The sequence below is a fragment of the Rhodococcus sp. IEGM 1318 genome, from assembly GCF_033142465.1.
GTDB lineage: Bacteria > Actinomycetota > Actinomycetes > Mycobacteriales > Mycobacteriaceae > Rhodococcus_F > Rhodococcus_F qingshengii_B.
Genome location: NZ_JAWLSC010000002.1, coordinates 252,485 through 279,219 on the forward strand (window position 1 = coordinate 252,485; position 26,735 = coordinate 279,219).

Consider the following 26,735-nt stretch of genomic DNA (forward strand, 5'->3'; position numbering starts at 1 on the left):
ACTATGCAAATTGTCTACAAAATAGTGCCACCATCTTCGCATTCCGGCGCTGTGTCTACTTTCAACTACCTCCGTTGACTACCCAACCTTTGAAGGACTTATCTGTTTGTACTGGCAGTGCCGAACATAACTCGAGCACCGCGCTGTGTACATCGCACTCAGAGGGGACTCATCATGACCGTCGAACAGACTCTCACCGACGACGAACAGTTGGCCGGCCTGGATCTGGAGCAATTGCGCCAGTTGGTCGGCTTGGTCGAGTACGACAGCGATCACGATCCTTTCCCCGTGAGCGGTTGGGACGGCCTCGAATGGATCGTCGGAAATGCCACGCAGACTTCACATTTTTTCCAGTCCGCGTTCGGCATGGAATTGGTGGCCTATTCAGGCCCGTCGACGGGAAACCGCGACCACCACGCGTTTGTACTCAAGAGTGGGGCGGTGCGGTTTGTCGTCAAGGGTGCTGTGGATCCGGCAAGTCCGCTGATCGAACATCACAGCCGTCACGGCGACGGTATCCGCGACATCGCGCTCAGCGTCCCGGACGTGGACAAGTGCATCGCACACGCCATCGCCCAAGGTGCGACAGTGTTGGTCGAACCGCACGACATCACCGACGAGCACGGCACCGTTCGCCTGGCCAGCATCGCGACGTACGGCGAGACTCGGCACACCCTCGTCGACCGTTCCCGCTACACCGGCCCTTACCTTCCCGGATACGTCGAACGGACGTCGTCGTACCGCAAGCGTGACGGCGCGCCCAAGCGAATCTTCCAGGCCCTCGACCACGTGGTCGGCAATGTCGAACTCGGCAAGATGGACCAATGGGTCGACTTCTACAACCGGGTCATGGGATTCACCAACATGGCCGAGTTCGTGGGTGGCGACATAGCCACCGACTACTCCGCGCTGATGAGCAAGGTCGTCTCGAGCGGCAATCACCGAGTCAAGTTCCCACTCAACGAACCTGCCATCGCGAAGAAGCGGTCACAGATCGACGAGTACCTCGAGTTCTACCAAGGTCCCGGCGCTCAGCATCTCGCGCTTGCGACCAACGACATCCTCGGAGCAGTCGACGCTCTCGTCGACGAGGGAATCGAGTTTCTCTCCACTCCTGCTTCGTATTACGAGGATCCCGAACTGCGCGCGCGTATCGGGGAGGTAAGAGTTCCCATCGAGGAATTGCAGAAGCGAGGCATCCTCGTCGACCGCGACGAAGACGGCTATCTTCTTCAGATCTTCACCAAACCGATCGGAGATCGTCCCACCGTGTTCTTCGAGATCATCGAACGCCACGGCTCACTGGGATTCGGGCTGGGAAACTTCAAAGCTCTGTTCGAAGCGATCGAGCGTGAGCAGGCCGCGCGGGGCAACTTCTGAGGTAGGTCAGCTGGCTTGGGTCCATGCCCAGACCACCGCGGGTCGCCCGGTGGCACTGACCCGGACTCGTTCGTCCGTACGTTCCAGCCCTGGCAACGCTTTGAGTGTCCGGTTCAAGTTGCCCGGGTCCGGACGCACACCGGAAAGCTCCTCCGCCACTGCCAGCGCGTACGACGCCGGAAACGACGGTCCCAGTAGTGCACGCGTGAAAGCCTGATCACGCCACAACAGGGTGTCAGCGAGGATCGGGCGGGTATCGGCGACTATCCGATTGTGGTCGAACGCGAGGTCCCCCGGGTTGTCCCAACTCACCCATTCGGCCGAACCCGGCACCTCGTTCGACGAGATCACTGCCCACATGGTCACCGAGAGCGTCGGACCGCGAGGGTCGCGATTGGGCTCGTCGAACACGGTCAGTTGTCCACCGGCCAGGATCTTCTCTTCGGGAATTCCGAGTTTAGTGGTCACCGCTCGCCTGGCGGCATCCTGCAATCTCTCACCGGCGCCGAGAAGTACACCGGGCAGCGCCAATTGCCCGGTGTACGGCTCCGCTTGCCGCGGCGTGACGGCAAATCGCAACATCCCGGGCTCCGGATTGCCGAAGCGGAGCGCGATGACATCGATCGAGACAAGTGACTGGTCCACACTGTCCATCATGCAGGCACTGGGCATCGCACCTGACGATCGGCCCGGTCGGCACCGTCCGCGGTCAGAACCACCGGCGCCCCCATTTCCTCGCTCAGATACCGGGCGAAATCGTCCGGGTCGGCCGGAAGTTCCTTCGGCACGACCCCTACGGCTTTCAAGGAATCTGTCAGCTCCTGTTGGTGATCGAGATCCTTCCACTCTCCGACGGGAACGGACGGCAGTCCTTCGTATGCCTGCACTCCGTGTACCGGGGTGCCGGCAACCCGCGCACGATCCATCGCATCGAGATGAGTGAGCGCCAATCCGTCGACACCGCCGCTCACCTCGATTGCGTAGCGCAACAACAATTCGTCGAGGTGCCCCACCCGGAATCCGCCTTGATACTCACCGGCCCCGTTGTGCAGCTCGGGCAACACCTTCGCCAGCTCCAGATCCTCGGTCGGGAACGGTCCAGCTCCGTGTCGTGTCATGTACGTGCGGGTGACGCCGAGTACATAACTGTCCCGGCCCAACTCATCGATCATCGCTCGCACGTTGGACGGCTCGACAGTCGACCACGTGGTGTGTGGGTGAAACCCCCGCCACTCGTCGAGAAGGACACCTTGTGCCCCCTCGAACACCAGACGACCACCGGCTCCCAACGCAGCCAGCGCATCCGGGTCGGCGATGTCCACTACATCACCGAATTCGGCATACATGTCGACCATGTCGTCGATCGGCGGAAAACCGTGGCGACTCTCCGCGATCAACGGTCCGTAGAATGTGGCCAACGCCGACAACTTAAAACGCAAGGAATCAGGTCGCCGGCAGTCTCCCACCGTAGGCGCATTCGCAACTTCGAGCGCATACGCCGCAGTCTCACCGATCCCCTTGCCACACGAGCCGTGCCGGTTACCGCCGCGAGCATCCTCGCGGGCCCTGTTGGCGGCCACGTGAATCGGCGTCGTCAACAAAGCGCGCGCGTCGATCCGTATCAGATCGAACGGATTTCGAACTCCGAGCGCTTCCAGAGCACGCGTCTCCCGGGCGAGCGCGATGGGCTCGACCAACACGAATCGCGAAAGAAACGTCGGGACGCCGGACAGCGTTCCCGAGCCGAACTGCGAGAACGTGTGGTGGCGCTCGCCGACCGTTACGTTGTGCGCTGCCTGTGCCCCACCGTTGAACCGAACCACTGCGGCCACATCCAGATCGGCTTGATCGGAGCAAAGCCAATCGACCGTTGCTCCCTTCCCTGCATCTCCGAACCCGAGGTCTACGACGACGATATCGCGGTCTTCGAATGGCTCCATCATGATCTCCTTCTAGGCGAAATCGACATCGTCCGTACCGGTTCCGAGATCGTGGGGCAACCCGGCCACCGTCGCGGTGCTGCGCCCTGGAATCAGAGCGAGAGCCTTGCCGACAGTCTCCGCTTCAGCCCTGGAACCGATGTCACGGAGATCCGCCAGTCCATCACGCAGGTCGATACGGTCCTCGCCGATTCCGACCGTCAGCGCGATCAGTTCGCACACCGCGGCGGGGCCATCGAGTTTGACGAAGCGTTCACCGAGCAACTTCTTCCAGTGATCCGCGATTTCCGGATCGTTGAAGTACGACGACTGATCCGGCAGAACGAAGTAAACATTCCATCTTTCTTCGAGTTCACGGTAGATCGACGGTACCGATACGTCCTGACGAACCTTGTCACCGATCACCGAACGGATGTGACGAGTCGAGAGTCTCGGCTTGTTCAACTCGTCGCCGATGACGAAGAGGTAGCCCTTCCGTCCCCGCTTCTCCCAGGCGTCGGTACTCGTGTGACGCGCCATGAAATATGCCGCCAATTCATAGCTTTCCGATTTCTGACCGCCTCCGTTGCCTTCGAGAAAAATGGTGCGTAGCTGTTCGTCCATCGCGTTTCCCGACTCGAACTGTCCCACTTGAAGCGGCACCCGGTCGGAATCTGCGTCGCCGATACCGCCGAACAGAATCTGCGGATCATCCGCATATCCCTTCCGTTGCAGCAGGCCGTGCAGCTTCCCGAGCTTGTCCTGCATGATGCGAGGGACAGCACCCATCGAACCGGTGACATCGAAAAGCACTGCTATCGGCAGAGAATCGGGGTGTCCGTCCGAATCTCGGCATTCACGCTTGTCGACGCCGAAGGGGTCGAGGGTCGGGTCCGCTTTCCAACTGCTTCGTGGACGCGACCGAAGCGAATCGGTGTAGCCGAAGTCATCGACACCGCGCGCGGCACGGAAAGTCTTGCCCGCCAAATAGGTGTTGTCATCCCAGTATCCGTAGCCCATGACGATCACTGTCCTTTTGTGGAGGGGACGGCGAACGGACGAAATGTCCGCCGGCCGTAGAGGAGATCGAGGAGTTCGTCGAACTCGTCAAGTAGGTCGACCGCGTCGGGACGCAGTCTGGGGTTGTCCTGCAGGCAGCCCCGAGCAAAAGCCTTCATTCTCTCGTGAGCCTGCTCGCCCAGCATTCGCAGCATCAAGCGATGAGCCATGTAGACGTCCCACGCGGGAGACGCTGTTTCGCCGACTTCCGTTGGGTAGGAATCACGATCGGAACCGATCGTCGCCACCGGGCGGTTGCCGGTGCGGGTGGCAAAGGACCACCCGACCAGCACCACCCCGTGCCGATCAGGCTCGATCAGCACGTTCTCCGCAGTGATCGCGGTGTGCACCCAACCAGTCGCATGCGCCGCTGCCAGAGCCCGAAGCAGCCGTCGGTGCATCCACGCCCAGTCACGTGGATCGAGGCCCCCTGGATACGCCTCACGAACGTCGGCGAGGCTCACGAAACCTTCGGTCAGATCGTCCAGCACGTCGATCTGGCGTCGCGCGCCGGCGTCCACATGAGTGATTCGGTCGATCAACCGCGGGAAGTACGGCGCTGCCCAACCGGCTTCGCACGAATTCTCGATGTCCGTCAACACATTCCGTTCGGCCTCGATCATCGAGTTCGCCCGAGGGTTTCGCGGAATCTTGAGTACGACACCGGCATCGGACCGGTACAGGTTGGCGACCGAGCCTCGGGCTACCAGTCCACCCAACGAATACTCTCCCCGCTCGCCCACATATACGGGACGAGAATCTGCGGACTCGAACTCTGCCGACCAACTCCGGTACAGCTCGTTCAACCGAGATGTTGCCGCCGAGTACCGCACCCGATCTTCGGGCTTCGCCCGGTCCGGATGAATGGCGGAGGCGATCCGATGAAAACGACGCTTTGCAGAGCGACGGGTGTCGAGATCGCTGGAGTCTCCCCCGAACACATCGGCCGAAACTCGTGCTGCCTCGACGATTTCAAGTGCCGTGCTGATCGTTTTCATAGTTTTAGTCTAACTGACTAAAACGAAGACGGCAAGAATGCGTATTACATCCGAGTACATGCGCATCACATCAGGACACGGCAATCACCTGGCGGCACCGAGGGCTGAAACAGCTTTGCGTAGCTCGATCACTGCCGGACTGCTGTCGCCCTCGCGGGTACACAGATCGATCGAACACTGCTCGATGTCGGAAATGCGCACGAAACTGATATCCGAGCGGGTGTAGTACTCGGCAATGGTTGCTGCCGTTATCACCACCGCCCGACCGTTGGCGACAACCTCGAGCGCTTCGTCCATCGTGCGGACCGAGGGACCGTACCGGACAGGTACACCACTCGGGCGCGGGTCCACCGACCACCATTTCACCCATTCGGGTGGTGCGCCGTCACTCGAAACCTGCACAGTCCCATCTATTTCAGAAATCTCGATGCTCGCGCGACCCGCCAACCGGTGCCCCCGAGGCAGGGCCACCACCCGCGGTTCGACGCCGATCCGTTCGAGCACCACACCGTCGAGCACCGGCAGCGGCGGTCGCACGAATGCCGCGTCGACGGTCGCGCTCGCCACCGCCGAAACCTGTTGGGACCAGTCCAGTTGGACCAGCTCCACCTCCGCATGCAACGAATCGATCACCGCACGCCCCAAACTCCCGGCAGCCCCGTTGATAAATCCGATCCGAAGCCGCCTGGCCCGCCGACGCTCGAGTGCGTCGAGACCGTTCATCGCGCGAACGGCAAACTCGAGAGCGGGCCGCGCATCCGCGACGAACACCTCACCCGCGGCGGTGAGCACCACCGGATGCGAACTGCGATCGACCAACTCGACTCCCACCTGCTCCTCGAGTCGACGAATCTGCTGACTGAGAGCAGGCGCCGTGACGAACAACCGGTCTGCCGCTCGTCCGAAGTGCCCTTCCTCCACGACGACGAGCAACGAGGACACCAACCGCAGATTCAGATCTTCACCTCTCCTCGCCTTTTTCATTACCGTCCATTCGGTTGTTTTTTGCCGCGGTGAATCCACAAAGTGACGACCATCACGGTATCTGAACAGCGGAGTTAAGCAAACCGGCAATTTTCGAACGAAGTTCTACATGTACAGCGAATGCCTCGCGAGGTCACAGTTGTCGCAGATCCGGACAGCCCGCCGAATCTGCGAAACCAGGAGATGTGATGAGCAAGTACGAGCACGAATTCGTCCACATGATGGATGGCGTCGAAAAGCAATTGGAAACCATCGACAATCCGCGGCACCAGAAGATCCTCCGAAACTACCGGCGCCACGCATTGCTCGAGGTCTCCGGTCGTTACAAGGAAATCCTCTCACCCGACATGACCGTCGAAGAACCCGTCTACCGGTTGTTCGAAGACGGGCAGTCGATTGTTCTGGACGGCATGGACGCCGTCACCAACTTCTACCAGTCACTCGCCGAGACGGACACCCTTGTCATGTGGACCGGACAGTCCGACTTCGCGGTCTCCGACAGCGGGTTCTCGGGTGAGACCCTCTTCAGTCAATTCGTCCCAGGATCGATTCTGGGAGACGGGGTGTTCGGCGCGGTGCACGAATCGAGTGGATCCACGCCCGCAGCCCCCGAACAGTCGTCGGACATCGACCCCGACGGTTGGTATCTCGTGCGTCGGACCTTGGCATTCGTTTGGCCGTACGACGAGCAGGGGCGACTCATCGGTGAGCATGTCTACGAAGATTCTGCTTCGAAAGTCGTGACCAAGGTGGACCCGAGCGAAGTCATCACGGCGGCGCGCGCAGCCGAACTGCTTGCCCCACTGCTCGAAACGCACCTGCCGTGAGCGCGCCCGTAGCCATTGTCACCGGCGCAGCTGCCGGGTTGGGCGCCGCTATTGCCGAGCGCCTTGCAGAGGACTTCGGCACCCTGCTTCTCCTCGACATCGAAGAGGCTGCACTCGCCGACACCGCAGCACGCCTGGAAAGCCTAGGCGTAGCAGTCCACACGGCACGATGCGACGTTCGACGTGAAGGTGACGTCAAGAACGCGTTCGACGTGGCTGCGTCGGCCGGAAGTCCGACTGCACTCGTCAACGGTGCCGGAATCGGCGTCTTCACTCCGTTTCTCGAGATCACCGAAGACCAGTGGGACAACACCTTTGCGGTGAACACCAAGGGCAGCTTCCTGATGTGCCGCGAATTCGTGAGTAGAACCGAGGGTCCGGCAGCGATCGTCAACATCGCGTCGATCGGTGCCCGCTTGGGCGGTGACATGCTCGCGCACTACGGACCGTCGAAGGCCGCCGTGATCGAGATGAGTCACAGCGTCGCCCGGATCGGCGCGACTCGAGGACTCCGTTCGAACACGGTCATGCCCGGACTGATCCTCACCGACATGTGGCTTCGAACCATCAAGGAACTGCGTCGACGCGATCCCTCGCTCACAGATGTTTCCGATGCTGACGTCTTCGATTCTTTTGTCGCCCAGATGGTTCCGATGGGTCGAGCTCAGACGCCCGGAGACATCGCCGAGATGGTCGCGTTCTTGCTCAGCGACAAGGCTCGCAACGTCACCGGGCAGACGATTGCCGTCGACGGCGGCGCCGTGATGACCTGATCGGGTCGATGGCGGTCAGCCCCAGCGCGACTGGCCGCCGTCGAGCGGGATCGTGGCACCCGTGAGGTACCCGGCGTCTTCGCTGACGAGGAAGACGACGGCACGACCGATGTCGGTCTCGGGGTCTCCGACGCGTCCCAGCGGGATACCCGCGACAAATGCCGCTGCCTCTTCAGGATTCTTGTCCATCCACCACTGCAGTGCTGGGGTCTTGGCGTGCGGGGCGACGTTGAGAACGCGGATGTTGTCCTTGCCCCATTCGCAGGCCGCGGCGCGGGTCAACGAGCGCATGCCTTCTTTGATGGAACCGTAAGCGCCGTAGTTACTGGCATCCCAGCGCACGGCCGCCGAGGTGACCATGTTGATGATGACGCCGCCCCCACGACTGTTCATGTGCGGGTACGACGCCTGCATCATGCGCAGGGTGGCGAGTGGCCCCGTCGCGAAGGAACGCTCGAAGTCTTCGTCGAGCACGCTCAAGAGCGGGCCTGGCTTGCAGTCGTTGGCGTTGTTGACCAGGATGTCGATTCCGCCGAACAGTTCGACGGTTCGGTCCACGGCCGCCGTGATGTCGTCCTTCTTGCTGACGTCACAAACCACGGCCTCACCGCGCGCACCGATGTCAGCGAGTAGTCCGCAGGTGGTGTGCAACTTGGATTCGGTGCGACCGGCAACGGCGATCACGGCGCCCTCTTTGGCCAAGGCCAGGGCAATCCCCTGCCCGATTCCCTGACCCGCACCCGTGATGAGTGCAACTTTGCCTTCGAGCTTGCCCATGTGACTACTCCAATGTCTGTCGACGCAGAGGTCCCTTTGCGGGAAGGACCGGTCGATTCTGGTGACTGCCGCCGTTTGTCGTCTACACTCGACCTACAAAACAACCAAGCACTTGCTTGACCCTAAGGTGTGCGACCACGCCGCGTCAATCACATTGGGCGGCAATTCAGCTCGGCACCGCACCAGGAAGGCTCCACCGTGACACTGCCCAACCCCGTCGATTTCAGCGGACGCTCGGTGATCGTCACCGGCGGCACCAAAGGCATCGGCTACGTCATCGCCGAAACCTTCCTCGCCGCGGGTGCAAACGTGCTGGTCTGTGGCCGTAACGAGCCCGAAAACCTACCCACCGCCGACGGCCGTAGCGCAGCCTTTCGCGCCACGGACGTCCGCGATCCCGCCGACGCCGCAGCCCTCGTCCAGGATGCCGTCGAGCGCTTCGGCCGTCTGGACGTCCTGGTCAACAACGCCGGCGGCTCCCCCGATGCCGATGCTGCGACGGTGTCACCCCGCTTCGTCGAGAAGATCGTGGCCCTGAACCTGTTGGCACCCTTCAACGTTGCCCAGGCTGCCAACGCAGTGATGCAGACTCAGGACGACGGCGGTGCCATCATCAACATCGGCAGTGTCTCGGCAATCGATCCGCAGCCCGGAACCGCGGCGTACAGCGCAGCCAAGGCAGGCCTCCTCGTTCTTACCAAGGCATTAGCCCTCGAATGGGCGCCGAAGGTGCGGATCAACCACATCACCACCGGCCTGATCCGTACCGAGGCTGCCGCCGAGGTCTACGGCGCCGACGGCGGCGCTGCGGTCACCAGGACCATTCCGATGGAGCGCATGGCCGTCCCGGCCGATATCGCCAACTCCTGCCTGTTCCTGGCAAGCCCACTCTCCTCGTACGTCAACGGCGCCGACATCGCCGTTCACGGCGGCGGTGAGTACCCGGCTCGCTACATGGCGACCCACCAGGATTGAAACAAATACAAAGCAGCCCCTGAGCGGATTCGTTCAGGGGCTGCTTCTTCGTGCGAACAACTGCGGGGTGCGACGAGGGGTCAAGCACCCCGCAGTTGAGTATGGAGGGACTAGTGGGCGGAGAAGCTCACTCGTGCACCGGAAATCGCTACCTGACCATCCTTGGTGACCTGGAAGGCCAGGTCATCGGGAGAACCCCACGCAACGATGGACGGCGCTTCACCCGGATGGATTGCCGCAGCGAATCGACCCTCGAGGCTCACGAGGTCCGCCGGATGCACTCCGGCGACCCGGGCAAGCTCGAGCGTGCTCGCAGCCAACGTGCACAGGCCGTGCATGATCGGACGCGGCTGGTTGATCCGCGCTGCAGCCTCGGGATCGATATGGATGTGGTGCTTGTCGCCCAGGAGCCGGTACATCGCCGTCTGGTTCTCCGCTGTGGTCAGCACACCGGTCAGCGAAGGCTCGCCAGACGGCTCCGCCGGACGTGAGGGTCCACGTTCGCCGCCGAATTCGCCGGAACCGGGAGCAAAAAGTGACCAGGTCGCGACGAAGTACTCGCACTGCACCTTCACCTCGAACACCGCAGCAGCACCCTTGTCCCACACCTCACCGACCGAAGCCTTCAACGTCACGTCACCGCTACGCGGAAGCGGAGCAAGCACTTTCAACTCTTGCGAGCCGTGCAGTGCCGTCGAGGTGTCGAAGGCGCCCGCCGAACCCAGAGCGTCGGGAGCCCACTGCGCCAGTGTCAGAGCAAAGGTCGGCAGTACCCGAAGCTGATCCTCGAAGACGAGGTCCAGCTCGGTTGCCTTGGCGCCCACGGCAAGTGCGTACAGGATCGCGTCGCGCTCGGTGTACGACACGGTGCGGGTCCCGAGATCGGCTCCGCGCCAATCGCCGGCGGTCTTCGCAGCTTCCGAAGTTGTCACTGTCTTTTCCTCTCTCAAACAGCGCCGAGAACGAGACCGCTGGTGGGTACTGCTGTTCCGGCTGTGACCAATACGTTCTCGACGCCCTCGGGCTGGTTGGTCGACGTGCCTCGCACCAGTCGCACACCTTCGGCAATTCCGTTGACGCCGTGCAGGTACGCCTCGCCGACCTGACCACCGTGAGTGTTGGACGGCAGGCGTCCACCGATCTCGAGGTTGCCTTCGCGGATGAAGTCCTTGGCTTCGCCTGGCTTGCAGAAGCCCAGTTCTTCGAGCTGGGGAAGCACCAGCGGAGTGAAGTGGTCGTACAGGATCGCGGCGTTGATGTCGTCCGGTGTCAGGCCACTCTGGCCGTACAGCTGACGAGCAACCAAGCCCATTTCCGGGATACCGGAGATGTCGGGCCGGTAGTAGCTGGTCATCATGTGCTGATCCTTGCTACTGCCCTGAGCAGCACCCTTGATGATGACGGGTTTGTTGGCCAGATCCTTTGCGCGCTCGGCAGAGACGATGACCAGCGCCTGGCCGCCGTCGGTTTCCTGGCAGCAGTCGAGCAGGTGCAGCGGCTCGGCGATCCAGCGCGAGTTCTGATGGTCCTCGAGCGTGATCGGACGCTCGTAGAACCAAGCAGCCGGGTTGTCGGCGGCGTGCTTGCGCGCCACCACTGCAACTCGTCCGAAGTCCTCACTCGTCGCACCGTACTGGTGCATGTAGCGGCGGGCGAACATGGCGACCCACTGAGCGGGAGTCGACAGGCCCTGAGGGGTCATCCACGCATATGCGGCGCGGTCAGCCGTACTGTCCATGGGGCGATCGTGCTGGCCCAGGCCGTAGCGCACACCGGAGCGCTCGTTGAAGGCGCGGTAGCAGACCACGACGTCGGCAACACCCGTCGCAACTGCCATGGCTGCCTGCTGCACAGTGGCACACGCAGCGCCGCCACCGTAGTGGATGCGCGAGAAGAACTTGAGCTCGCCGAGGCCACAGTTGCGAGCCACGATGGCTTCGCCGTTGGTCTCCGACGTGTAGGTGGACAGACCGTCGACCTCGGACGGATCGATACCGGCATCCGCGAGCGCGGCCACGATGGCCTCACACGCCAACTGCAGTTCGGTGCGGCCGGAGTTCTTGGAGAACTCGGTGGATCCGATGCCGACGATGGCAGCGGCACCCGAGAGTGGGCTGATCGCCATCAGGGCCTCTCCTCTTCCTTGAAAGCGACTGCGACGGTGCCGGATGCATGGTTGCCGAGGCTGTTTGCACCCTGCACCTTGACCACGACCACTCCGTCTTCCTTGGACACGACCTCACCGGTCATCGTCATGGTGTCACCCGGGTAGTTGGGCGCCCCGAGACGAATGGCGATGCGGCGCAGGGTCGATGCAGATCCGGCCCAGCCCGTGACGTATCGACCGACAAGACCGTTGCTCGTGAGGATGTTCATGAAGACATCCTTCGAGCCACGCTCCTGGGCCAGGCTCGGATCGTGGTGCACGTCCTGGAAATCGCGGGTGGCGATTGCGGTGGCGACGATCAACGTACGGGTCAACGGGATCGCCAACTCGGGCAATGCCTCTCCGACAACGACGTCTGCGTAACTGCGACCGGCAAGTACGGTCATGCGAGCACCTCCACACCGGATGCGAGCTGCGCACCCAGACGCGCTAGATCGGAGCTGGAACCACCGAGGGTGGCAGCAATCTGCTTGCCCCACAACAGGTGACGGTGAACCGGGTAGTCGGTGTCGACGCCCATGCCGCCGTGAACATGCGTGGTGCGATGCACGACGCGCTGTCCGCCGTCGGTGGCCCACCACTTGGCGACCAGTACCGAGGTGCCGAGATCCAGTCCCTCGGAGATGCGCCAGGCAGCCTGCCACAGTGTCACGCGCATCGCTTCGAGATCGATGTAGCAGTCAGCGAGTTGATGATTGACGGCCTGGAAGGTCGCCAGCGGACGGCCGAACTGCTTGCGGCCGTTCAGGTACGTGACGGCCTGCGCGACTGCACCCGACCCGACGCCCCATTGGATTGCGGCCAATGCCAGCTGAACGCGGTCGATCAGCCACGGAACCGTCGTACCGTCGGCCGCACCGATGAGCTGCGCCGGTGCACCGGCAAAGGTGACGTTGGCACAGATCTCCCAACTGGTGGACTGCGTCTGTTCGAGCGTCACTCCCTCGGCACTCAGGTCGACCAGCAGCAGTGCCGTACCAGTGGAAGCGGTTGCCGAAACGAGAGCAAGGTTCGCGACGTGAGTCATGGGCACTACTGCCTTCTCACCCGTCAGAGTCCAGTTGCCGTCGGCGTCCTGCTCAGCCGTGGTCAGTGGGTCGCCGCCAGTGTACGGACCGAACTCTTCGAGACCGACGGTCAGGAATCGACTGCCGTCGGCAACTCCCGGAAGGAGTTCGGCGCGAAGGGAATCAGAGCCGAATTCGTTGACAGCCAATGCTGCAAGGGTCGTTTCCCAGATCGGCACGGCCGCAACGTGACGTCCCTGCTGTTCGAGCAGTGCGTACAGCTCGGACAAGCCGAGGCCACCGCCGCCGAACTCCTCCGGCAGGGCGATTCCGAGCAGGCCGGTGCTCGCGAGTTCGCGCCACAGTTCACGGTCGACGCGCTCAGCGGAGAGTTCGATCTCCTTGGTGCGCTCGATCGTTGCCTTGCTGGTGAAGACCTCGTCGGCCAGTGCGCGAATTGCTTCCTGCTCTTCGCTGAAATTGAAGTCCATCAGTGCTCCTCGCGTACGGCCGGCCGGAACGCGGGAAGCGTCAGATCCGGGTCGGCGTCGATCCAGTCAAGTTCCACGGGCATGTCGACCACGACATCTTCGGGCGCGATACCCATCATGTTGGCGATCAATCGGGTTCCCTCTTCGAGTTCGATTACCGCAACGATCAGCGGGTAGTCGAACGCGTCGATCTTGGGGTGGTGATTGACCACGAAGCTGTACACCGTGCCCCGGCCCGACGCGTCGATCGTGTCCCACTCGAGTGACCGGCACTCCCCGCACATCGGGCCGGTGGGATGACGCAGCGTCTTACAGGACGTGCAGCGCTGGATCACCAGACGGTGCTCCCTGGCTGCTTCGAACCAGAAAGCGTTGTCCGCGTTGAGAGCCGGACGCGGACGCAGTGCACGAGGAGCTTCGGGCTCAGCAGATTCCTGAGGCTTGAACCGCAGCGTCCGCCACCGCTGGGTGCCGACAACTTGGTCGTCACCGTTGCGGTAGGTCTTGAGCGTCGTGACGAAGTGCCCGACGCCGAGGCCGGTCTTCTTCTCCGGTGAAATCGACTCGATGACCTCGGTGTAGTTCACGCGATCGCCGGGGCGCAGTTCGGTGAAGAACTCCTGATCGGAATCGGTGGCCACGACGGAGGAGTATCCGGCCGCGTCGAGGGTGGCAATCAGATCGGTCCACACCTGCGAGGGGTCGTTGCCTGCCATCTTGTCGGTGAACGTCCGCATGATCCAAACCTGGAGCATCTGAGCGGGAGCGACGACGCCGTCACGGCCGGTGGCGCGGGCGGCTTCGTCGTCGAGGTAAACGGGGTTGGTATCGCCCATGGTTTCGGCCCAATGCCGGATCATGGGGATGTTGACCTCGTCGGGCCCCCAGGTGGTGGGAACCAAAGTCTGGCCGACAAAAGCGTCGAGTTGCGCCGAAATGTCGCTCATTTGACCCTCTTCTCGCGAACGAGTCCCAAGCCGATGGTGCCGACCATGTCACGCAGAACTTCGTTGACGCCGCCGCCGAAGGTGTTTACGACACCCTGACGCGAGATCTGTTCGATCTGACCGGCAAGCAGCGCACCCGGAGACTCGGGGCGGATGCGTCCGGCGGAGCCGAGAATTCCGAGCAGGGTGCGGTAGACGTCGACGTGAGTTTCGGTGCCGTATGTCTTGGTGGCACCGGCGTCGGCTCCGGAGAGCGTGTCCTGCGCGACGGCTGCCGTCATCTTCCAGTTCAGCAGTCGCATGGCCTCGAGCTTGGCGTGTGTACGAGCGAAGTCCTGCTGCACCCACGGGATGTCGATGGCGCCGTTTTGCTTGGCCCAGTCCAGGACCAGGTTCCACAGACCGTAAGTGCGACCACCGATGGCTGCCAAGCCGATTCGCTCGTGATTGAGCTGAGCCGTGATGAGCTGCCAGCCGCCGTTGACCTCGCCGACAACATCCTTCGACGGGACGCGAATGCCGGAGTAGTACGTGGACGTCACCATCAAGCCGCCGACGGTGTTGATCGGTGACCAATCGAAGCCTGCGTCCTCGGTGGGGACGATCAGGATCGAGATGCCCTTGTGCTTGGGGGCATCCGCGTCGGTGCGGCAGGCCAGCCACACGTAGTCGGCGGTGTTGGCGCCACTGGTGAAGATCTTGTTGCCGTCGACGATCCACTCGTCACCGTCGAGAACCGCGCGAGTCTTGAGTGATGCGAGGTCGGTGCCGGCCTCGGGCTCGGTGTACCCGATTGCGAAGACGATGTCGCCGGCCAGGATGCCGGGCAGGAAACGTTCCTTCTGTTCTTCGGTGCCGTACTTCATCAACGTCGGTCCGACGGTATTGACCGTCACGAAGGGGAACGGCAGACCTGCGCGCTGAACCTCGTCGAAGAACACGAACTGCTCTTCGATGGAGCGACCCTGGCCACCGAATTCCTTGGGCCAGCCGATACCGAGCCAACCATCCTTGCCCAGCAACTTCACGATCTCGCGGAAGTACTCGCCACCCACACCTTGCTCGCCGGCCGCGCGACGCTTCTCTTCCGGCAGCAGCGCCGCGAAGTACGCGCGCAACTCCTTGCGGAGCTCCTGCTGCTCAGGCGATTCCCTCAGATCCATCGCTGTTTCTCCTATGGCATTCATGGCTGGCAACTCTTGGCCTGGACGCTAACCAGATGCCTAGGTGGGCGCTGTGAATGTCTCGATGAGCGGGAAGCCGAAACATGAGCGGCGTCACATAAGGTGAGATATGCGCATGGACTCCTCGGATCGCGTCGCTCTCACCGACTTGGCCGCCAAGTACGCACAGGCCGTCGACCGCCGAAACACCACTGCACTTGCGGCTCTCTTCACTGACGACGTGGCATTCGTCCTGCCGCCGGCACTGAACGGAACGGATGCACCGACGGAGATACGTGGGAGCTCCGTCGTCAGCAGTTCGGTGATCGGTGCCGTCTCACACCTGCACTCGACCCGGCACATCGTCGAGCAGCAGATCCTCGACCTCGACAGCCCCACCACCGCGCACGGTGAGGCCTACTGCTCCGCCCACCACATCTATCCGCGGGGCGAGGGCCACCGGGACAACCGGATCGAGATTCGTTACCAGGACAGCTTCGAAAAGATCGACGGCACCTGGCTGTTCTCGCGTCGCGAACTGGTAGTCGATTTTGCCGAGGACGTTCCGGTCATCCTGCTCGATGCGTAAGAAACACCAATCTAACGAATTCGATATCAAGAAAACCACTTAGTTTGCACTTTCTACCTTAGCAACCCGCGCTTGGGATTCGTGCGGATGCAGCCATTGAATGCGCAAGAAGCCACTATCTAAGAGCCAATTCGTCCCGCACGCACGCGCTGCCCGAAGCGACACCGTAGTCTGACCGCAAGCAAAACTCGGATGATTGGAAGACTTGTTGCCTAAGGGACGAGAGGGTCATGCACGCGTGGCTGTTTTGACGGTCATTCCTGAGGAAATGGACGCCGTGATCGCCGTACTTGGCGCAGACCGCGAAGCAGGTTACACCGGTGCAATGACTTCGGCAGCGGCCTTGTGCAGTGGCCTTGATGCTTTGCCCTTTGTTGTTGCGCGCTGCGACGAACGGTCGAACGGTCCTGCGGGAAGCAGTGCACGACAACTACTTGAATCCTGGCGTCCCGAAACGATCATCCTGACAGGGATCGCCGGTGGCATCCGGAGGACAGAGTCCGACCCGACCGGAGGGATCAAATTGGACGACGGCCCAGAACTCGGTGACGTAGTCATCGCGGAGATGATCCACTTTGGCGACTACGGAAAAGATCTACCTTCAGGCTTCTTACCAAGATGGTTTCCCCTCGTCCATCCACCGACTTCACTCGTACGACGCCATACGGAAGCCCTTCGGCTTACAACCAACTGGGCAAACGAACTTGCAGATCAACGACCTGATTCGACTGGCGTTCCCAAGGTTTGGACCGGAGAACTTGTGGCGGTCGAGGCTGTTGCGGGGAACCCTTTTGCACCGAGGCAACAGGCAATCCTCAACTATTTCGACAAGGCAATAGCGATTGATATGGAGTCCATGGGAGTTGCACGGATGCTGCACGACTACGAGGCAGACGTCGGAGTGCACTATCACCCACGGTGGCTGTGCATCCGCGGTATCAGCGACCTCGTTGTGGGCAGCGACGATGCGGTGGCACTGCTTGACGAAGGCGACAACAACGCTCAAAGGACTCAGTGGAAAGGGTACTCCGCACACACGGCCGCACTAGTCACCAAGATCATCCTTGATCGCCTCCTACAGCAACCCCTCCCTCCGTACCCCGCGCAACCAGGCGTGCCGCCTTGGAATGCGTCAGCAAGCCCAAGTATCGATCGTGTCGGTCCCTGATGGGAGATTGACAGCATGACAACGTCCTCGACCGTACAGACACCAGATTTCGACTACAACGTCGTAAGCGCCTCGACCTTCGAGGACTTGGTCGCCCACCGAGGTAATGTGATTAGCGACCAAGACCTCATCGCTGAAGCATTACGTCGCGGACGAGTGCTTTTGCAGGCGCCCGGCGGCGCTGGAAAGACAACGACGCTCAAGCGACTCAAACGACTCGCGGAGGATAGCGGGCTTCGAGTTGGTTTCGTGCCTGTCCATCGCATCAGCATCGACAGAATCGAGCAAAGTAGTATTGATGGGCTACTGGAGGCCTCAATCCCTCGACTAAGTCGAGAAGAGCTTGCAGGTGGTGAATCTTTGCTACTTTTAGTAGATGGGTTGAGCGAAGTTGACCGTAGTACCGCCTCAATCGTCCTAAACGCGGTGGATGATTGGGCGGCCCTTGGTCCAAACTCAGGTACCATTGTTGCCGATCGACTAGTACGACGCGATATTGACACTCGCCGTTGGGCGCTAGCCACCTTACAATCCGTTCAATTAGAAAAAGTGCAAGAGTTACTCGGATTCAATGTTTCCGGAGCTGAACGCGAGCTCTTGACCAATCCCGCCCTCCTCGATCGGGCACTTGCGCTCTCACGCCCTTTCAGATCCAGAAGCGAGGCATTCGCTGCGAATCTGAAGTTCAATACCAATTTCGATGAACCAACATTGTCCATCTTGGCCAATCATGCCCTTAATCACTATCGCAAGTCGAGCAGTCGTATTTTTCTGTACGACACAATCGTTGATGCCGTTGGATCTGACGCTACGAATCAGATGTTTGAACTCAAACTTCTTTCTCCATCGCTCTCAGATAACCGCGGCCAACAGTTCGTGTGGTACCGCCACCACCTAATTCATGACTACCTTGCCGCCCGGGCAGCGTCAGCAGATCCCTCAGAATGGACGCACGAACTCTTCGATGCTCTTAGTTTTCGCGGTTCTTCTTACGACTCATTGGCAATGCTTCTCGAATTGTCACCTGTTGAATCACGCGATCTTTTAGTACGCAAAGTATATGACTGGAATCTGTACGCTTCAGCATACCTTCTCGCACATGATCGCCATTCAGACGGCACGGTCACCGAAGCCACGGAGCACGAGGTATTAGCGTTACTCGGCGAACGACGGTTCGACCGATTCGTCGCATCTGCCCAGCAGGTATCAGACGCTCTCACGATGCACGGCAGCGACCTGTCAGCCCGGTATCTCTCGGCTTCCACCCCAAAAGAGACGAACCAAATCGCAAGCGAGCAGCTACCGCTCGACCCGATGTACCAGAAGTGGCTGACACTGTTCTCAAATTCTACCGCTCAGTCACAATCACAACTGGTCGAATATCTGACTGAAGCTGATGGAGTCGATGGATGGACAGCTACCAATGTGGTCCGGCGCTCAGAAATTGACGATAGGACACTGATCAAACTAATTAACCTCACGTCAGACCCGACGCCGGTAGTCAGATGGCGCGCAGTCCATGCGCTCGGAATGGCCAATAAACAAGCAACGGACCGGCTATTCGAAGTTCTCACTTCTGACATTGATTTATCGGTCCGCTATGGCGCCTTACGCTGCATAGTCGAACACGCATTGCTGTCCCTTGATGAAACACGACGAGATTCTATATTTCTTCGCCTCAGAAAGGAAGTCAATATCCTCCGTCAGTACCCTAAATTGGCACGCGAGTTCGCCCGCGTCCTGGAGGTACAGGCCCCTCCAAGCCATTGGGCAGAATCTGCGAGCGTCGTCATTGAGGCTCTGCTTGAGCGAGCAGAGACTACTGAACAGCAGGACTTTTGGCGTAACATAAGCTCCAACCTCAGACTCGTATGGCCCAAAGAACAGCAAAATGTCTGACCAAATTCTTAGATTAGCCAACGCGGCATGGCAAGTCAGGAAAAACGCGAGACTAATAGGAACGACTGCCGTCGGTTGCGCGGTCCTCTCCGACTCCGGTGCAATATGGAGCGGATGTAATATCGAGCACCAGTTCAGATCACATGATATTCATGCAGAAGTAAACGCAATTGGAAACATGATTAGCGGCGGCGAAAAACGCCTCCGGATTGTTCTGATCGCGGCACAACGTGAACGGTTCTCACCGTGCGGCGCTTGCCTCGACTGGATATTCGAATTCGCCGATCCAGAATGCCGGGTCATTTGGCAAGGCCAACCAGGGGGACCCCTCAATTCTAAATACGTAAGAGAGTTGATGCCCTTCTATCCTAAATAATTGACTCCGAAATCAAACCTGCTGTCGCAGAGAGACACATTTATCCACAAATTAGAATGCGAAAATTCAAATCCAGAAAATCAGATAGGTCACATTTCAGAAAATTCGGGAAACTCGAATTCAACCGAATGGATTTATCGGTCGACCGCTCGAAGCAATATCGCCGACCGTCGGCGTCGAATTCAATGATTTCATAGCCCAGCAGTCGAAGATTGAATGTTGCACCGCTATTCACGAAAAACGGCCTGCGCGGAGTTAGCTACCCCGTAACTGTGATGTATTCGCAAACGCCCGGGGAGGAAGGCTCGAAGATTCACCGTAATCGACAGTCCCTTGGGCCGCTGTTCTAGAAGGTCGACGCCAGCTTAGACCGCAAGCTGTAACTGCCAACGCTCATCTGATCAGCTCGACACCATCGCGATCGCAGTTCGCAAGCCACGCCGCCTACCGGTCTGCGGATCGACGCCGAACACTTCCTTGATTCCGCCTCGGATGCGGAACTTCAACTCCGAGTGTGTCTCCGGAGCATCGTCCTGGGAAGCCGAGAGAAACCTGTTGGGCAGCGACAACTTCCAGATGGTGCGCAGCGTCAATCCGTACTGCTTCCACAGCGGCCCGGTCGTGTACGGGAGGTCGTACTTGTCACACAGGTCGCGCAACGGCACCGCGATTTCCGAGTACCGATTGCTCGGCAGATCCGGGAAGCAGTGATGCTCGATCTGGTAGCAGAGGTTGCCGCTCATGAAGGCCATGACCGGGCCGGCGTGAAAGTTGGCGGAGCCCAGCATCTGTCGTAGGTACCACTGAGCACGCGATTCGTTCTCGAATTCCTCGAGCGTGAACTTCTCGGCACCGTCGGGAAAGTGCCCGCAAAAGATGACGGCGTAACTCCAGTAGTTTCGGATGAGGTTCGCAACGACGTTCGCCGTCAACGTGGTCTTCCACGCCGGGCCGGTCAGGGCGGGGAACAGGATGTAATCCTTCGCCACCTGACGCGCGATCTTCTTACCGACGTCCTTGGCCATCTCCGATTTCTCGGACCACTTCACCTCACCCTTGCGGAGTTTGTCCGTTTCGAGGTGATGCAGTGCCACTCCCCACTCGAAGAGGGTCGCGAGCACAAAATTCGTGATCGGTTGAAAGAGGTAGTCGGCATGCCACTTTTGATCGCGCGTGACGCGCATGATTCCGTAGCCCACGTCGTTGTCCAGTCCGACGATGTTGGTGAACTTGTGATGAGTGAAGTTATGCGAGTGCTTCCATCCCGAGGACGGGCAGGTGTTGTCCCACTCCCAGTTGCTCGAGTGAATCTCGGGATCGTTCATCCAGTCCCACTGGCCGTGGATGATGTTGTGGCCGAGTTCCATGTTCTCGATGATCTTGCCGACCCCCAGGAGCGCAGTCCCCAGAATCCAGGCAGGCTTCTTCTTGCTGGCGAACAAGACGATGCGGCCGGCCACCATCAGAGAGCGTTGAAACGCGATTGTCCGCTGGATGTATCGAGCATCGTGCGCGCCGCGCTTCTCCTCGATATCGACCCGAATGGCGTCCAGTTCACGCCCGAGCGCCTCGACGTCATCCTCGGTGAGGTGGGCATATTCTTTGATGTCGGTGATCGCCACAGTGTTTTCTCCGTATCGGTTTTTCTCCATGCCGCAGGACTGGTCCGTCGGGCGGTACCCCTGGGAGTCGGTGAAGAAACGTCGGCTCCGATATTCATGTGCGTCTTCGTGCAATCTATGCCAGAGTCGATATACGTGAGCCCCGAAAACAAGATCACCATCCGCACCGCTACCGAGAGTGACTGGCCGGCTCTCCAACTACTCGACTCGGTGGGGTTCGGTTTTCATCCGTCTCCCGCAGTCAGCGAGCTGACAAAGGCGCTCTACAAGCCCGAGGACATCATCCTTGCCGTCGACGGTGACGTACCTGTCGGCGTGGCTATCGAGATCGACATGGAATTCACCGTGCCCGGCGGACGCCAACTCCCCACGCGCGGTATCACCTGGGTATCCGTCGCCCCGACTCATCGTCGTCGCGGCGTCCTACGCTCGATGTTCACTGCACTTCACGCCCATATCGAGTCGACCGGCGCTCCGCTTGCAGCGCTGACGGCCAGCGAGGCCGGCATCTACAACCGCTTCGGATACGGCCCGGCAACCGTCAGTGAGGGCATCACCCTCGATCGACGCTTCGCGCAGTTCCGCCCGGAGGTACCCGACAACGGCGGTGTGTCGATTGTCGACGTCAAGGCTGCCACAACGCTTCTTCCCGAAATCTACGACCGCTGGCGACTGCAAACCCCCGGCGCGCAGGTACGTCCGCAACCACTGTGGGATCACATGTTCGCCGACCCGTCCGAGGATCGTGACGGCGCCTCCGGACTGTTCTTTCTGACACACGCGGACGGATACATCGCTTACCGGCACACGAGCGAGGGCCGCGACAGCATCGCCCGGATCGACGAGTTCGTGACGATCACCGAAGATGCGCACGCGGCGCTGTGGCGCACGATCTGCGGCCTCGACCTCGTCACCCGGATCGAGACACGCCAACATCCCGCTGATCCCCTACGGTTGATGCTCACCGACTACCGCCTCGCCCGGACCACTGCGCGTTCCGATCGTCTGTGGCTTCGCATCATGGACGTGCCCGCGGCGCTCGAGGCTCGTGAATACGCTGCTGACCTGGACACCGTCATCAAGATCGATGATCCGTTCCTGAAGGCCGGCGGGACTTTCACACTTCGAGTCAAGGGTGGCAAGGCCACCTGCACGGCCACCGACGCCGAGCCTGCGATCACGATGCCCGCCGACGTTCTGAGCAGCCTGTACCTCGGCGAGCACCAGGCCAAGGTCTTTGCTGCGGCGCACAGACTCCAGGCAACTGATTCGCAGGAGATCCAGAATCTCGACTTCGCGTTCAGCACGTCGAAGCCGGCTATCCTCGGGTACGGATTCTGATGATCTTGCCGACACGAGCGTCGACGATTTGTGCCCTCGACCGTATTCAGGGTTAGCCTCGAACAATGGCGTTTGTCGAAAAGATGGTCAATAGGCTTCCTGAGCGGGTTCTCGTGCGCGTCCTGCCGCACGCAGAAATGCTCAAGTTCCTGGTGGTCGGCGGCATCGCCTTCATCGTCACCACGGTGCTGTTCTTCGGCATCAAGTGGACGGTTCTGCCTCAGCACCCGGTGACGGCCAACATCCTCGCGGTCCTGATCGCGACGGTTCTGTCCTACGTCCTGAACCGCGAGTGGTCGTTCGCTCAGCGCGGTGGTAGACAGCGCCATCACGAGGCTGCGCTGTTCTTCATCGTCGCGGGTATCGGTTTGGCCATCAACCAGGTACCGCTCTGGACCTCCAGGTACGTGTTCCACCTGCGTCAACCCGAGGTATCGGTGTTGATGGAGAATTTCGCGGACTTCATCAGCGGATCGATCATCGGGACCCTGCTGGCGACGGCCTTCCGCTGGTGGGCCATGCGCCGGTACGTCTTTCCCGAAGACGCCACCGACAGCCAGGTCGTTCTCGACATCGAAGCGACTCCTGGCGCCAAGACGCCGACAACCGACGCCACCACCCTCGACTGACTTCCCCGACCGACAACGCGGCCTTCGTCAGCGCGATGGTCCTGAATGGGCTGGCGCATCCCTGATCAGACGAAGGACTACGCTCCGAGCCCCAAGCGCTTCGAGCATTCGACCATCTCGTCGATGATCAGTTCCAACGACGTGCCACGACGGCTGGCGGACAGCACGATTCGATCGGCTCCCAAACCGCGTGCCCAGTCCAGCTTTGCTTCGTCGAGTCTGGGTAATGTCGCACCGAGAACGAGCGAGACGTCGGCGGGATCTCGGTCGACCTTGACCGCAGCAGCTTTCATCGCTGCAACGGCCTTGTCGAGGTCTTCACCAACAAGTCCCAGCGGCTGGAAACCGTCACCCAACCGGCCTGCTCGCCTCGCGGCCGCGAGACTGTGTCCACCGATATAGAGCGGAACTCCCGACTCGCAGTGAGGCTTCGGCCAGCTGTATGCACCCTTGAACGAGAAGAAGTCACCGTCGAAGTCGACCGCTTCCTTGCCTGCCCAGAGTGTGCGCATCACCGCGATTGCCTCGTCGGCAACCTTGCCACGACGCTCGAAGTCACCGCCGCACGCTTCGATCTCTTCCTTCATCCAGCCCAGTCCGAGGCAGATGCGCAGGCGCCCCCCCGAAAGTCGATCAAGCGTCGCCAAGCGCTTGGCAAGCACTACCGGATTGTGATTGGGCAGCACCAGAACTCCGGTCGACAGACCCAAAGTGTTTGTGGCGCCGGCCACGAACGAGAGCAGTTCAAGCGGATCCGGGATGTCGCAGTCATCGGGAAGATGCGACTTGCCGGTCGGAGAATAGGGGTATTCACTCTCGGTGTCGGCGATGACCACCGAGTGCTCCACAGCCGAGATCTCGTCGAAACCCAACGATTCAGCCGCACGGGCGAATTGCAGAATCCAATCAGGGTCTCCACTTCGACCCAATTCGACCGGAACGACTACGCCGAGCTTCATACCGTTTCCTCCAGTGTCGCCATCAATTTCGGACCGTCCACGACGCGACCGAGGAACCGGTCCGCATCGATCTGTTGCAAGCCACACCGCCGCTGCAGCGGGTACGGATGCCGGTGTGGCCGCAAATCCGGCTTCCACTATTGCTTCCGCGCCACCGCGGGCTTTCCCTGATTCCGTGATGACAAATCCCGGACTCAGGTTGAACGCTTTGATTCCGGCGTTTCGATACTCGGAGTTGATCGCTCCGGCGATACGTCCGAACGACGCCTTCGACGCGGCGTACGACAAACCCCAACCACCCTCGCCGGGCGGCGCAGGCGGATCCATGGTCGCCGAGCCCGATGCCAAGTTGACCACTACGCCGTTGCCACTTTTGATCATCGACGGGAGTATCACCTGAACCAGAGCGAGTTGGTGCAGATAATTCCCGATCACCATCGCCTGAGCGTCGTCGATCTCGATGTCGAGCACCCGGTCCATGTTTCCGACCGTCTGTGCGTAGGCGTTGTTCACCAACACGTCGACGTGTCCCCACTCCGTCAGAACCCGTGTTCCGGCAGCTCGGACGGAGGCCAGATCGAGCAGGTCCATCGGGACGGCCAACGCTCGCACACCGAAGGCCTCGATCTCGGCGACCGTCGTCTCCAGGCTGCCGGGCACCGGAATCACTTGCTCGCCCTGCCTCGTTCGCGGAGCAGCCCGCCCCTCTCCTTCACGAACGGTGCGAGCAGTGATTGCAACGTCGAATCCGGCGCGCGCGAAGGCAAGCGCGCACTCTCGGCCGATCCCTCGGGAAGCGCCGGTGACCAGCGCAACTCCACTCACAGGAACCGCGTGCGGCCGTGTCATAGGAACCGCGTGCGGCCGTGAGTCTCGAACTCCTTCTCCAGGTTCACCACGTCAGCTTCGGTCATCAACGTGTATTCGGGGGTGCCACGGCCCACCCAGTGGAACACCGGTTCGTCGGTACGCCAGCGGTCGGCCTGCAATTCACGCTTGAGCACCTTGTTGGACCCTGTGACCGGCAGGTCCGTCGAAACGCGAACGAACCGCGGTGCCGCCTTCGTACCCAAATCCGCCTGCGCGGCAAGGTAAGCCGCGAACTCGACCGGGTCGAAATCAGCAAAATCGGCGACCTCGATCGCAGCCATCACCTGATCACCCGATCGCGGATCCGGCACCGCGAAGACACCCGTTGCAATCACCTTGGGGTGGCGACGCAAGATGTGCTCGATCATCAACGCCGACGTGTTTTCACCGTCGACGCGGATCCAGTCACCCTTGCGACCAGCGAAGTAGATGAACCCGGCCTCGTCGACGTAGCCGAGATCGCCTGTCCAGTACCAACCGTGGCGAATCTTCTCGGCTATCGCGTCTTCGTTCTTGTAGTACCCCTCGAACTTCTTCGATCCGGCCTTGTCGACCATCTCGCCGATGGCTTCGTCGGGGTTCAGCACGTGAGAGTGCTCGTCGAGGATTGCGCGGGGTCGCTCTTCGCGGGTATCGGGATCGACGATGACGATGTTCTCGTTCGCGGGACGGCCCAGTGCGCCGGCAGGCTGGTTCGGATCGAGCACCACCGAACCGGCACCTTCACTCGAACCGTATCCCTCGAAAAGCTGTGCACCGAAACGGCGGATGAACTCTGCCTTGTCTCCCGGCGACGCCTCGGTCCCGAAGCCGTGAGTGAGGGTGTTCTCGATGTCGTCGGGCAGTTCCGGCGTCGCCATGAGATACCCCAACGCCTTACCAACATAGGTGAAATATGTTGCGCCGTAGAACCGGACGTCCGGCATGAATCCCGAGGCGGTGAACTTACGAACGAGGCAGACCGTAGCTCCCTGCGAAAGGGCCGGCGCCCACAGAGCCATCAATGCGTTGCCGTGGAAGAGCGGCATGCAGCAGTAGCAGATGTCGTCGCGGTCGATGTCGTACTTGGCGCAGTTCGCGTAGGCCAACCGCGTCAGACGCCCCTGACTGCACCGCACTGCCTTGGACATTCCGGTGGTGCCCGAGGTGAAGAGAAGCAAGAACAGCGTCGACGCGTCGACACCGAGGTCGACCTGAGGCGACTCGACCTGGTGAGCGGAAATCTTGTCCGGGTATGACGCGTCGTCGACCAGAACGAAACGGTCTTCGGTCAGTCCGAGGTCAAGGCCGGACAACTTCTCGTAGCCCGCTTTGTCGGTGACGATCAGCTGGCAGTCGACGTACCGAACCTCGGCCTCGAGTTCAGCTCCACGCCTGGTCGGATTGATGCCGACGATCGTGGCCCCGGTCAGGGCCGCGCCGCCGAGCCAGAACAGGAACTCGGGATCGTTCTCGAGAAGTACTCCGATGTGAAACGGTCCGGGCGCGCGAAGCGACTTCGCCAGCGAGCCGCGCGCTGCGCTCTCGCGCACCACCTCGTCCCAGCTCCAGTCCTGCGTCCGCGTCCGCAGGCCCAGGTGCTGATCACCGAGACGGTCGATCAACATCTGCGCGACGTCCTCGCGCTGAGGAGCTGCAAGAGCTGCATTCGAAGATGCTTCGGTGGCGGTGTTCGTCATCGTGTCCTGTGTCCTAGTCGATATCGGAATGTCGATTACTCCAACTGCGATACGACTCGAACGTATCGACGCCTCAGAGCCGGAACCGTCCCAGTCTCGCTCAGTGGTAACCGCCGCCACAGATATGATTTTCTCG

General features: G+C 60.7%; 25 protein-coding genes and 1 pseudogene. 10 read left to right on the top strand and 16 right to left on the bottom strand.

The features are described 5' to 3' along the window. The first annotated feature begins 174 nt into the window (after positions 1–174). On the top strand, positions 175–1,380 hold the full coding sequence (gene hppD / locus R4P65_RS05415; protein ID WP_317825733.1) for a 4-hydroxyphenylpyruvate dioxygenase: 1,206 nt from the start codon (positions 175–177) through the stop codon (positions 1,378–1,380). Between the two features lie 6 nt (positions 1,381–1,386). Here hppD and R4P65_RS05420 read toward each other — a convergent pair whose 3' ends face one another. From R4P65_RS05420 to R4P65_RS05440, 5 genes are all read right to left on the bottom strand, one after another. Continuing rightward, positions 1,387–2,037, bottom strand: a complete 651-nt coding sequence (locus R4P65_RS05420; RefSeq protein WP_317825734.1) for an NUDIX hydrolase — start codon at positions 2,035–2,037, stop codon at positions 1,387–1,389. Next, a complete protein-coding gene (locus R4P65_RS05425; protein ID WP_411742513.1) occupies positions 2,034–3,323 on the bottom strand; it encodes an adenylosuccinate synthetase in 1,290 nt (429 codons plus the stop codon). Before R4P65_RS05425 ends, R4P65_RS05420 begins: the two co-directional genes overlap by 4 nt. 9 nt (positions 3,324–3,332) lie before the next feature. Further along, the gene (locus R4P65_RS05430) at positions 3,333–4,319 is read right to left on the bottom strand and encodes a hypothetical protein (RefSeq protein WP_317826130.1); all 987 of its coding nucleotides are present in this window, start codon (positions 4,317–4,319) and stop codon (positions 3,333–3,335) included. 5 nt (positions 4,320–4,324) lie between these two features. After that, positions 4,325–5,356 carry a hypothetical protein gene (locus R4P65_RS05435; protein ID WP_317825735.1) on the bottom strand — a complete coding sequence of 344 codons (1,032 nt, stop codon included), beginning with the start codon at positions 5,354–5,356 and terminating at the stop codon, positions 4,325–4,327. 84 nt (positions 5,357–5,440) lie between these two features. Further along, the gene (locus R4P65_RS05440) at positions 5,441–6,340 is read right to left on the bottom strand and encodes a LysR family transcriptional regulator (protein WP_317825736.1); all 900 of its coding nucleotides are present in this window, start codon (positions 6,338–6,340) and stop codon (positions 5,441–5,443) included. Between the two features lie 188 nt (positions 6,341–6,528). Here R4P65_RS05440 and R4P65_RS05445 point away from each other — a divergent pair, with 188 nt between their 5' ends. Then, complete coding sequence (locus tag R4P65_RS05445; RefSeq protein WP_230815323.1) at positions 6,529–7,167, top strand: hypothetical protein; 639 nt, start codon at positions 6,529–6,531, stop codon at positions 7,165–7,167. Next, on the top strand, positions 7,164–7,940 hold the full coding sequence (locus R4P65_RS05450; protein WP_007732641.1) for an SDR family NAD(P)-dependent oxidoreductase: 777 nt from the start codon (positions 7,164–7,166) through the stop codon (positions 7,938–7,940). The genes R4P65_RS05445 and R4P65_RS05450 overlap by 4 nt, the downstream gene beginning before the upstream one ends. Before the next feature lie 15 nt (positions 7,941–7,955). On the opposite strand, the gene R4P65_RS05455 is transcribed toward R4P65_RS05450, so the two are convergent. Continuing rightward, on the bottom strand, positions 7,956–8,717 hold the full coding sequence (locus R4P65_RS05455; RefSeq protein WP_020909130.1) for an SDR family NAD(P)-dependent oxidoreductase: 762 nt from the start codon (positions 8,715–8,717) through the stop codon (positions 7,956–7,958). Between the two features lie 198 nt (positions 8,718–8,915). Here R4P65_RS05455 and R4P65_RS05460 point away from each other — a divergent pair, with 198 nt between their 5' ends. Next, positions 8,916–9,692, top strand: a complete 777-nt coding sequence (locus R4P65_RS05460) for an SDR family oxidoreductase (RefSeq protein WP_003940546.1) — start codon at positions 8,916–8,918, stop codon at positions 9,690–9,692. Positions 9,693–9,802: 110 nt separating this feature from the next. Here R4P65_RS05460 and R4P65_RS05465 read toward each other — a convergent pair whose 3' ends face one another. From R4P65_RS05465 to R4P65_RS05490, 6 genes are read right to left on the bottom strand one after another with little or no spacing between them, the layout of a single operon-like run. Then, positions 9,803–10,624: a MaoC/PaaZ C-terminal domain-containing protein gene (locus R4P65_RS05465; RefSeq protein WP_317825737.1), complete on the bottom strand. Its 822-nt coding sequence runs from the start codon at positions 10,622–10,624 to the stop codon at positions 9,803–9,805. A gap of 14 nt (positions 10,625–10,638) precedes the next feature. Continuing rightward, positions 10,639–11,817: a lipid-transfer protein gene (locus R4P65_RS05470; protein WP_230815313.1), complete on the bottom strand. Its 1,179-nt coding sequence runs from the start codon at positions 11,815–11,817 to the stop codon at positions 10,639–10,641. Beyond that, positions 11,817–12,245: a MaoC family dehydratase gene (locus R4P65_RS05475; RefSeq protein ID WP_317825738.1), complete on the bottom strand. Its 429-nt coding sequence runs from the start codon at positions 12,243–12,245 to the stop codon at positions 11,817–11,819. Before R4P65_RS05475 ends, R4P65_RS05470 begins: the two co-directional genes overlap by 1 nt. Continuing rightward, positions 12,242–13,357: an acyl-CoA dehydrogenase family protein gene (locus R4P65_RS05480; protein WP_030537002.1), complete on the bottom strand. Its 1,116-nt coding sequence runs from the start codon at positions 13,355–13,357 to the stop codon at positions 12,242–12,244. The genes R4P65_RS05475 and R4P65_RS05480 overlap by 4 nt, the downstream gene beginning before the upstream one ends. Next, positions 13,357–14,304, bottom strand: coding sequence for a bifunctional MaoC family dehydratase N-terminal/OB-fold nucleic acid binding domain-containing protein (locus R4P65_RS05485; protein ID WP_317825739.1), 948 nt, complete (start codon positions 14,302–14,304; stop codon positions 13,357–13,359). The genes R4P65_RS05480 and R4P65_RS05485 overlap by 1 nt, the downstream gene beginning before the upstream one ends. After that, positions 14,301–15,467: an acyl-CoA dehydrogenase family protein gene (locus R4P65_RS05490; protein ID WP_317825740.1), complete on the bottom strand. Its 1,167-nt coding sequence runs from the start codon at positions 15,465–15,467 to the stop codon at positions 14,301–14,303. Before R4P65_RS05490 ends, R4P65_RS05485 begins: the two co-directional genes overlap by 4 nt. A 130-nt stretch (positions 15,468–15,597) precedes the next feature. Between R4P65_RS05490 and R4P65_RS05495 the strand changes: the two genes are divergently transcribed. The 4 genes from R4P65_RS05495 to R4P65_RS33115 all read left to right on the top strand — a co-directional run bounded on the left by R4P65_RS05495 (position 15,598) and on the right by R4P65_RS33115 (position 19,499). Next, positions 15,598–16,056 (top strand): nuclear transport factor 2 family protein, encoded by a 459-nt coding sequence (locus R4P65_RS05495; RefSeq protein WP_317825741.1) that lies wholly within the window; start codon positions 15,598–15,600, stop codon positions 16,054–16,056. A 238-nt stretch (positions 16,057–16,294) separates the two neighbouring features. Then, the gene (locus R4P65_RS05500) at positions 16,295–17,224 is read left to right on the top strand and encodes a hypothetical protein (protein ID WP_317825742.1); all 930 of its coding nucleotides are present in this window, start codon (positions 16,295–16,297) and stop codon (positions 17,222–17,224) included. Between the two features lie 15 nt (positions 17,225–17,239). After that, complete coding sequence (locus R4P65_RS05505; protein ID WP_317825743.1) at positions 17,240–19,123, top strand: hypothetical protein; 1,884 nt, start codon at positions 17,240–17,242, stop codon at positions 19,121–19,123. After that, positions 19,116–19,499: a cytidine deaminase family protein gene (locus R4P65_RS33115; RefSeq protein ID WP_411742514.1), complete on the top strand. Its 384-nt coding sequence runs from the start codon at positions 19,116–19,118 to the stop codon at positions 19,497–19,499. Before R4P65_RS05505 ends, R4P65_RS33115 begins: the two co-directional genes overlap by 8 nt. Positions 19,500–19,900: 401 nt before the next feature. Here R4P65_RS33115 and R4P65_RS05510 read toward each other — a convergent pair whose 3' ends face one another. Further along, positions 19,901–21,121, bottom strand: coding sequence for a fatty acid desaturase (locus R4P65_RS05510; protein ID WP_317825744.1), 1,221 nt, complete (start codon positions 21,119–21,121; stop codon positions 19,901–19,903). Between the two features lie 135 nt (positions 21,122–21,256). On the opposite strand from R4P65_RS05510, the gene R4P65_RS05515 reads away from it, so the two are divergent. After that, positions 21,257–22,462, top strand: coding sequence for an enhanced intracellular survival protein Eis (locus R4P65_RS05515; protein ID WP_317825745.1), 1,206 nt, complete (start codon positions 21,257–21,259; stop codon positions 22,460–22,462). 65 nt (positions 22,463–22,527) lie between these two features. Further along, positions 22,528–23,091: a GtrA family protein gene (locus tag R4P65_RS05520; protein ID WP_317825746.1), complete on the top strand. Its 564-nt coding sequence runs from the start codon at positions 22,528–22,530 to the stop codon at positions 23,089–23,091. Positions 23,092–23,168: 77 nt separating this feature from the next. On the opposite strand, the gene R4P65_RS05525 is transcribed toward R4P65_RS05520, so the two are convergent. The 3 genes and pseudogenes from R4P65_RS05525 to R4P65_RS05535 form a co-directional block, all read right to left on the bottom strand. Then, positions 23,169–24,050 (bottom strand): LLM class F420-dependent oxidoreductase, encoded by an 882-nt coding sequence (locus R4P65_RS05525; protein ID WP_317825747.1) that lies wholly within the window; start codon positions 24,048–24,050, stop codon positions 23,169–23,171. Next, positions 24,047–24,899: pseudogene (locus tag R4P65_RS05530) on the bottom strand (SDR family NAD(P)-dependent oxidoreductase). Before R4P65_RS05530 ends, R4P65_RS05525 begins: the two are co-directional and overlap by 4 nt. Then, the gene (locus tag R4P65_RS05535; RefSeq protein ID WP_411742522.1) at positions 24,896–26,527 is read right to left on the bottom strand and encodes an AMP-binding protein; all 1,632 of its coding nucleotides are present in this window, start codon (positions 26,525–26,527) and stop codon (positions 24,896–24,898) included. The pseudogene R4P65_RS05530 and the gene R4P65_RS05535 overlap by 4 nt, the downstream one beginning before the upstream one ends. Positions 26,528–26,735 lie beyond the last annotated feature (208 nt).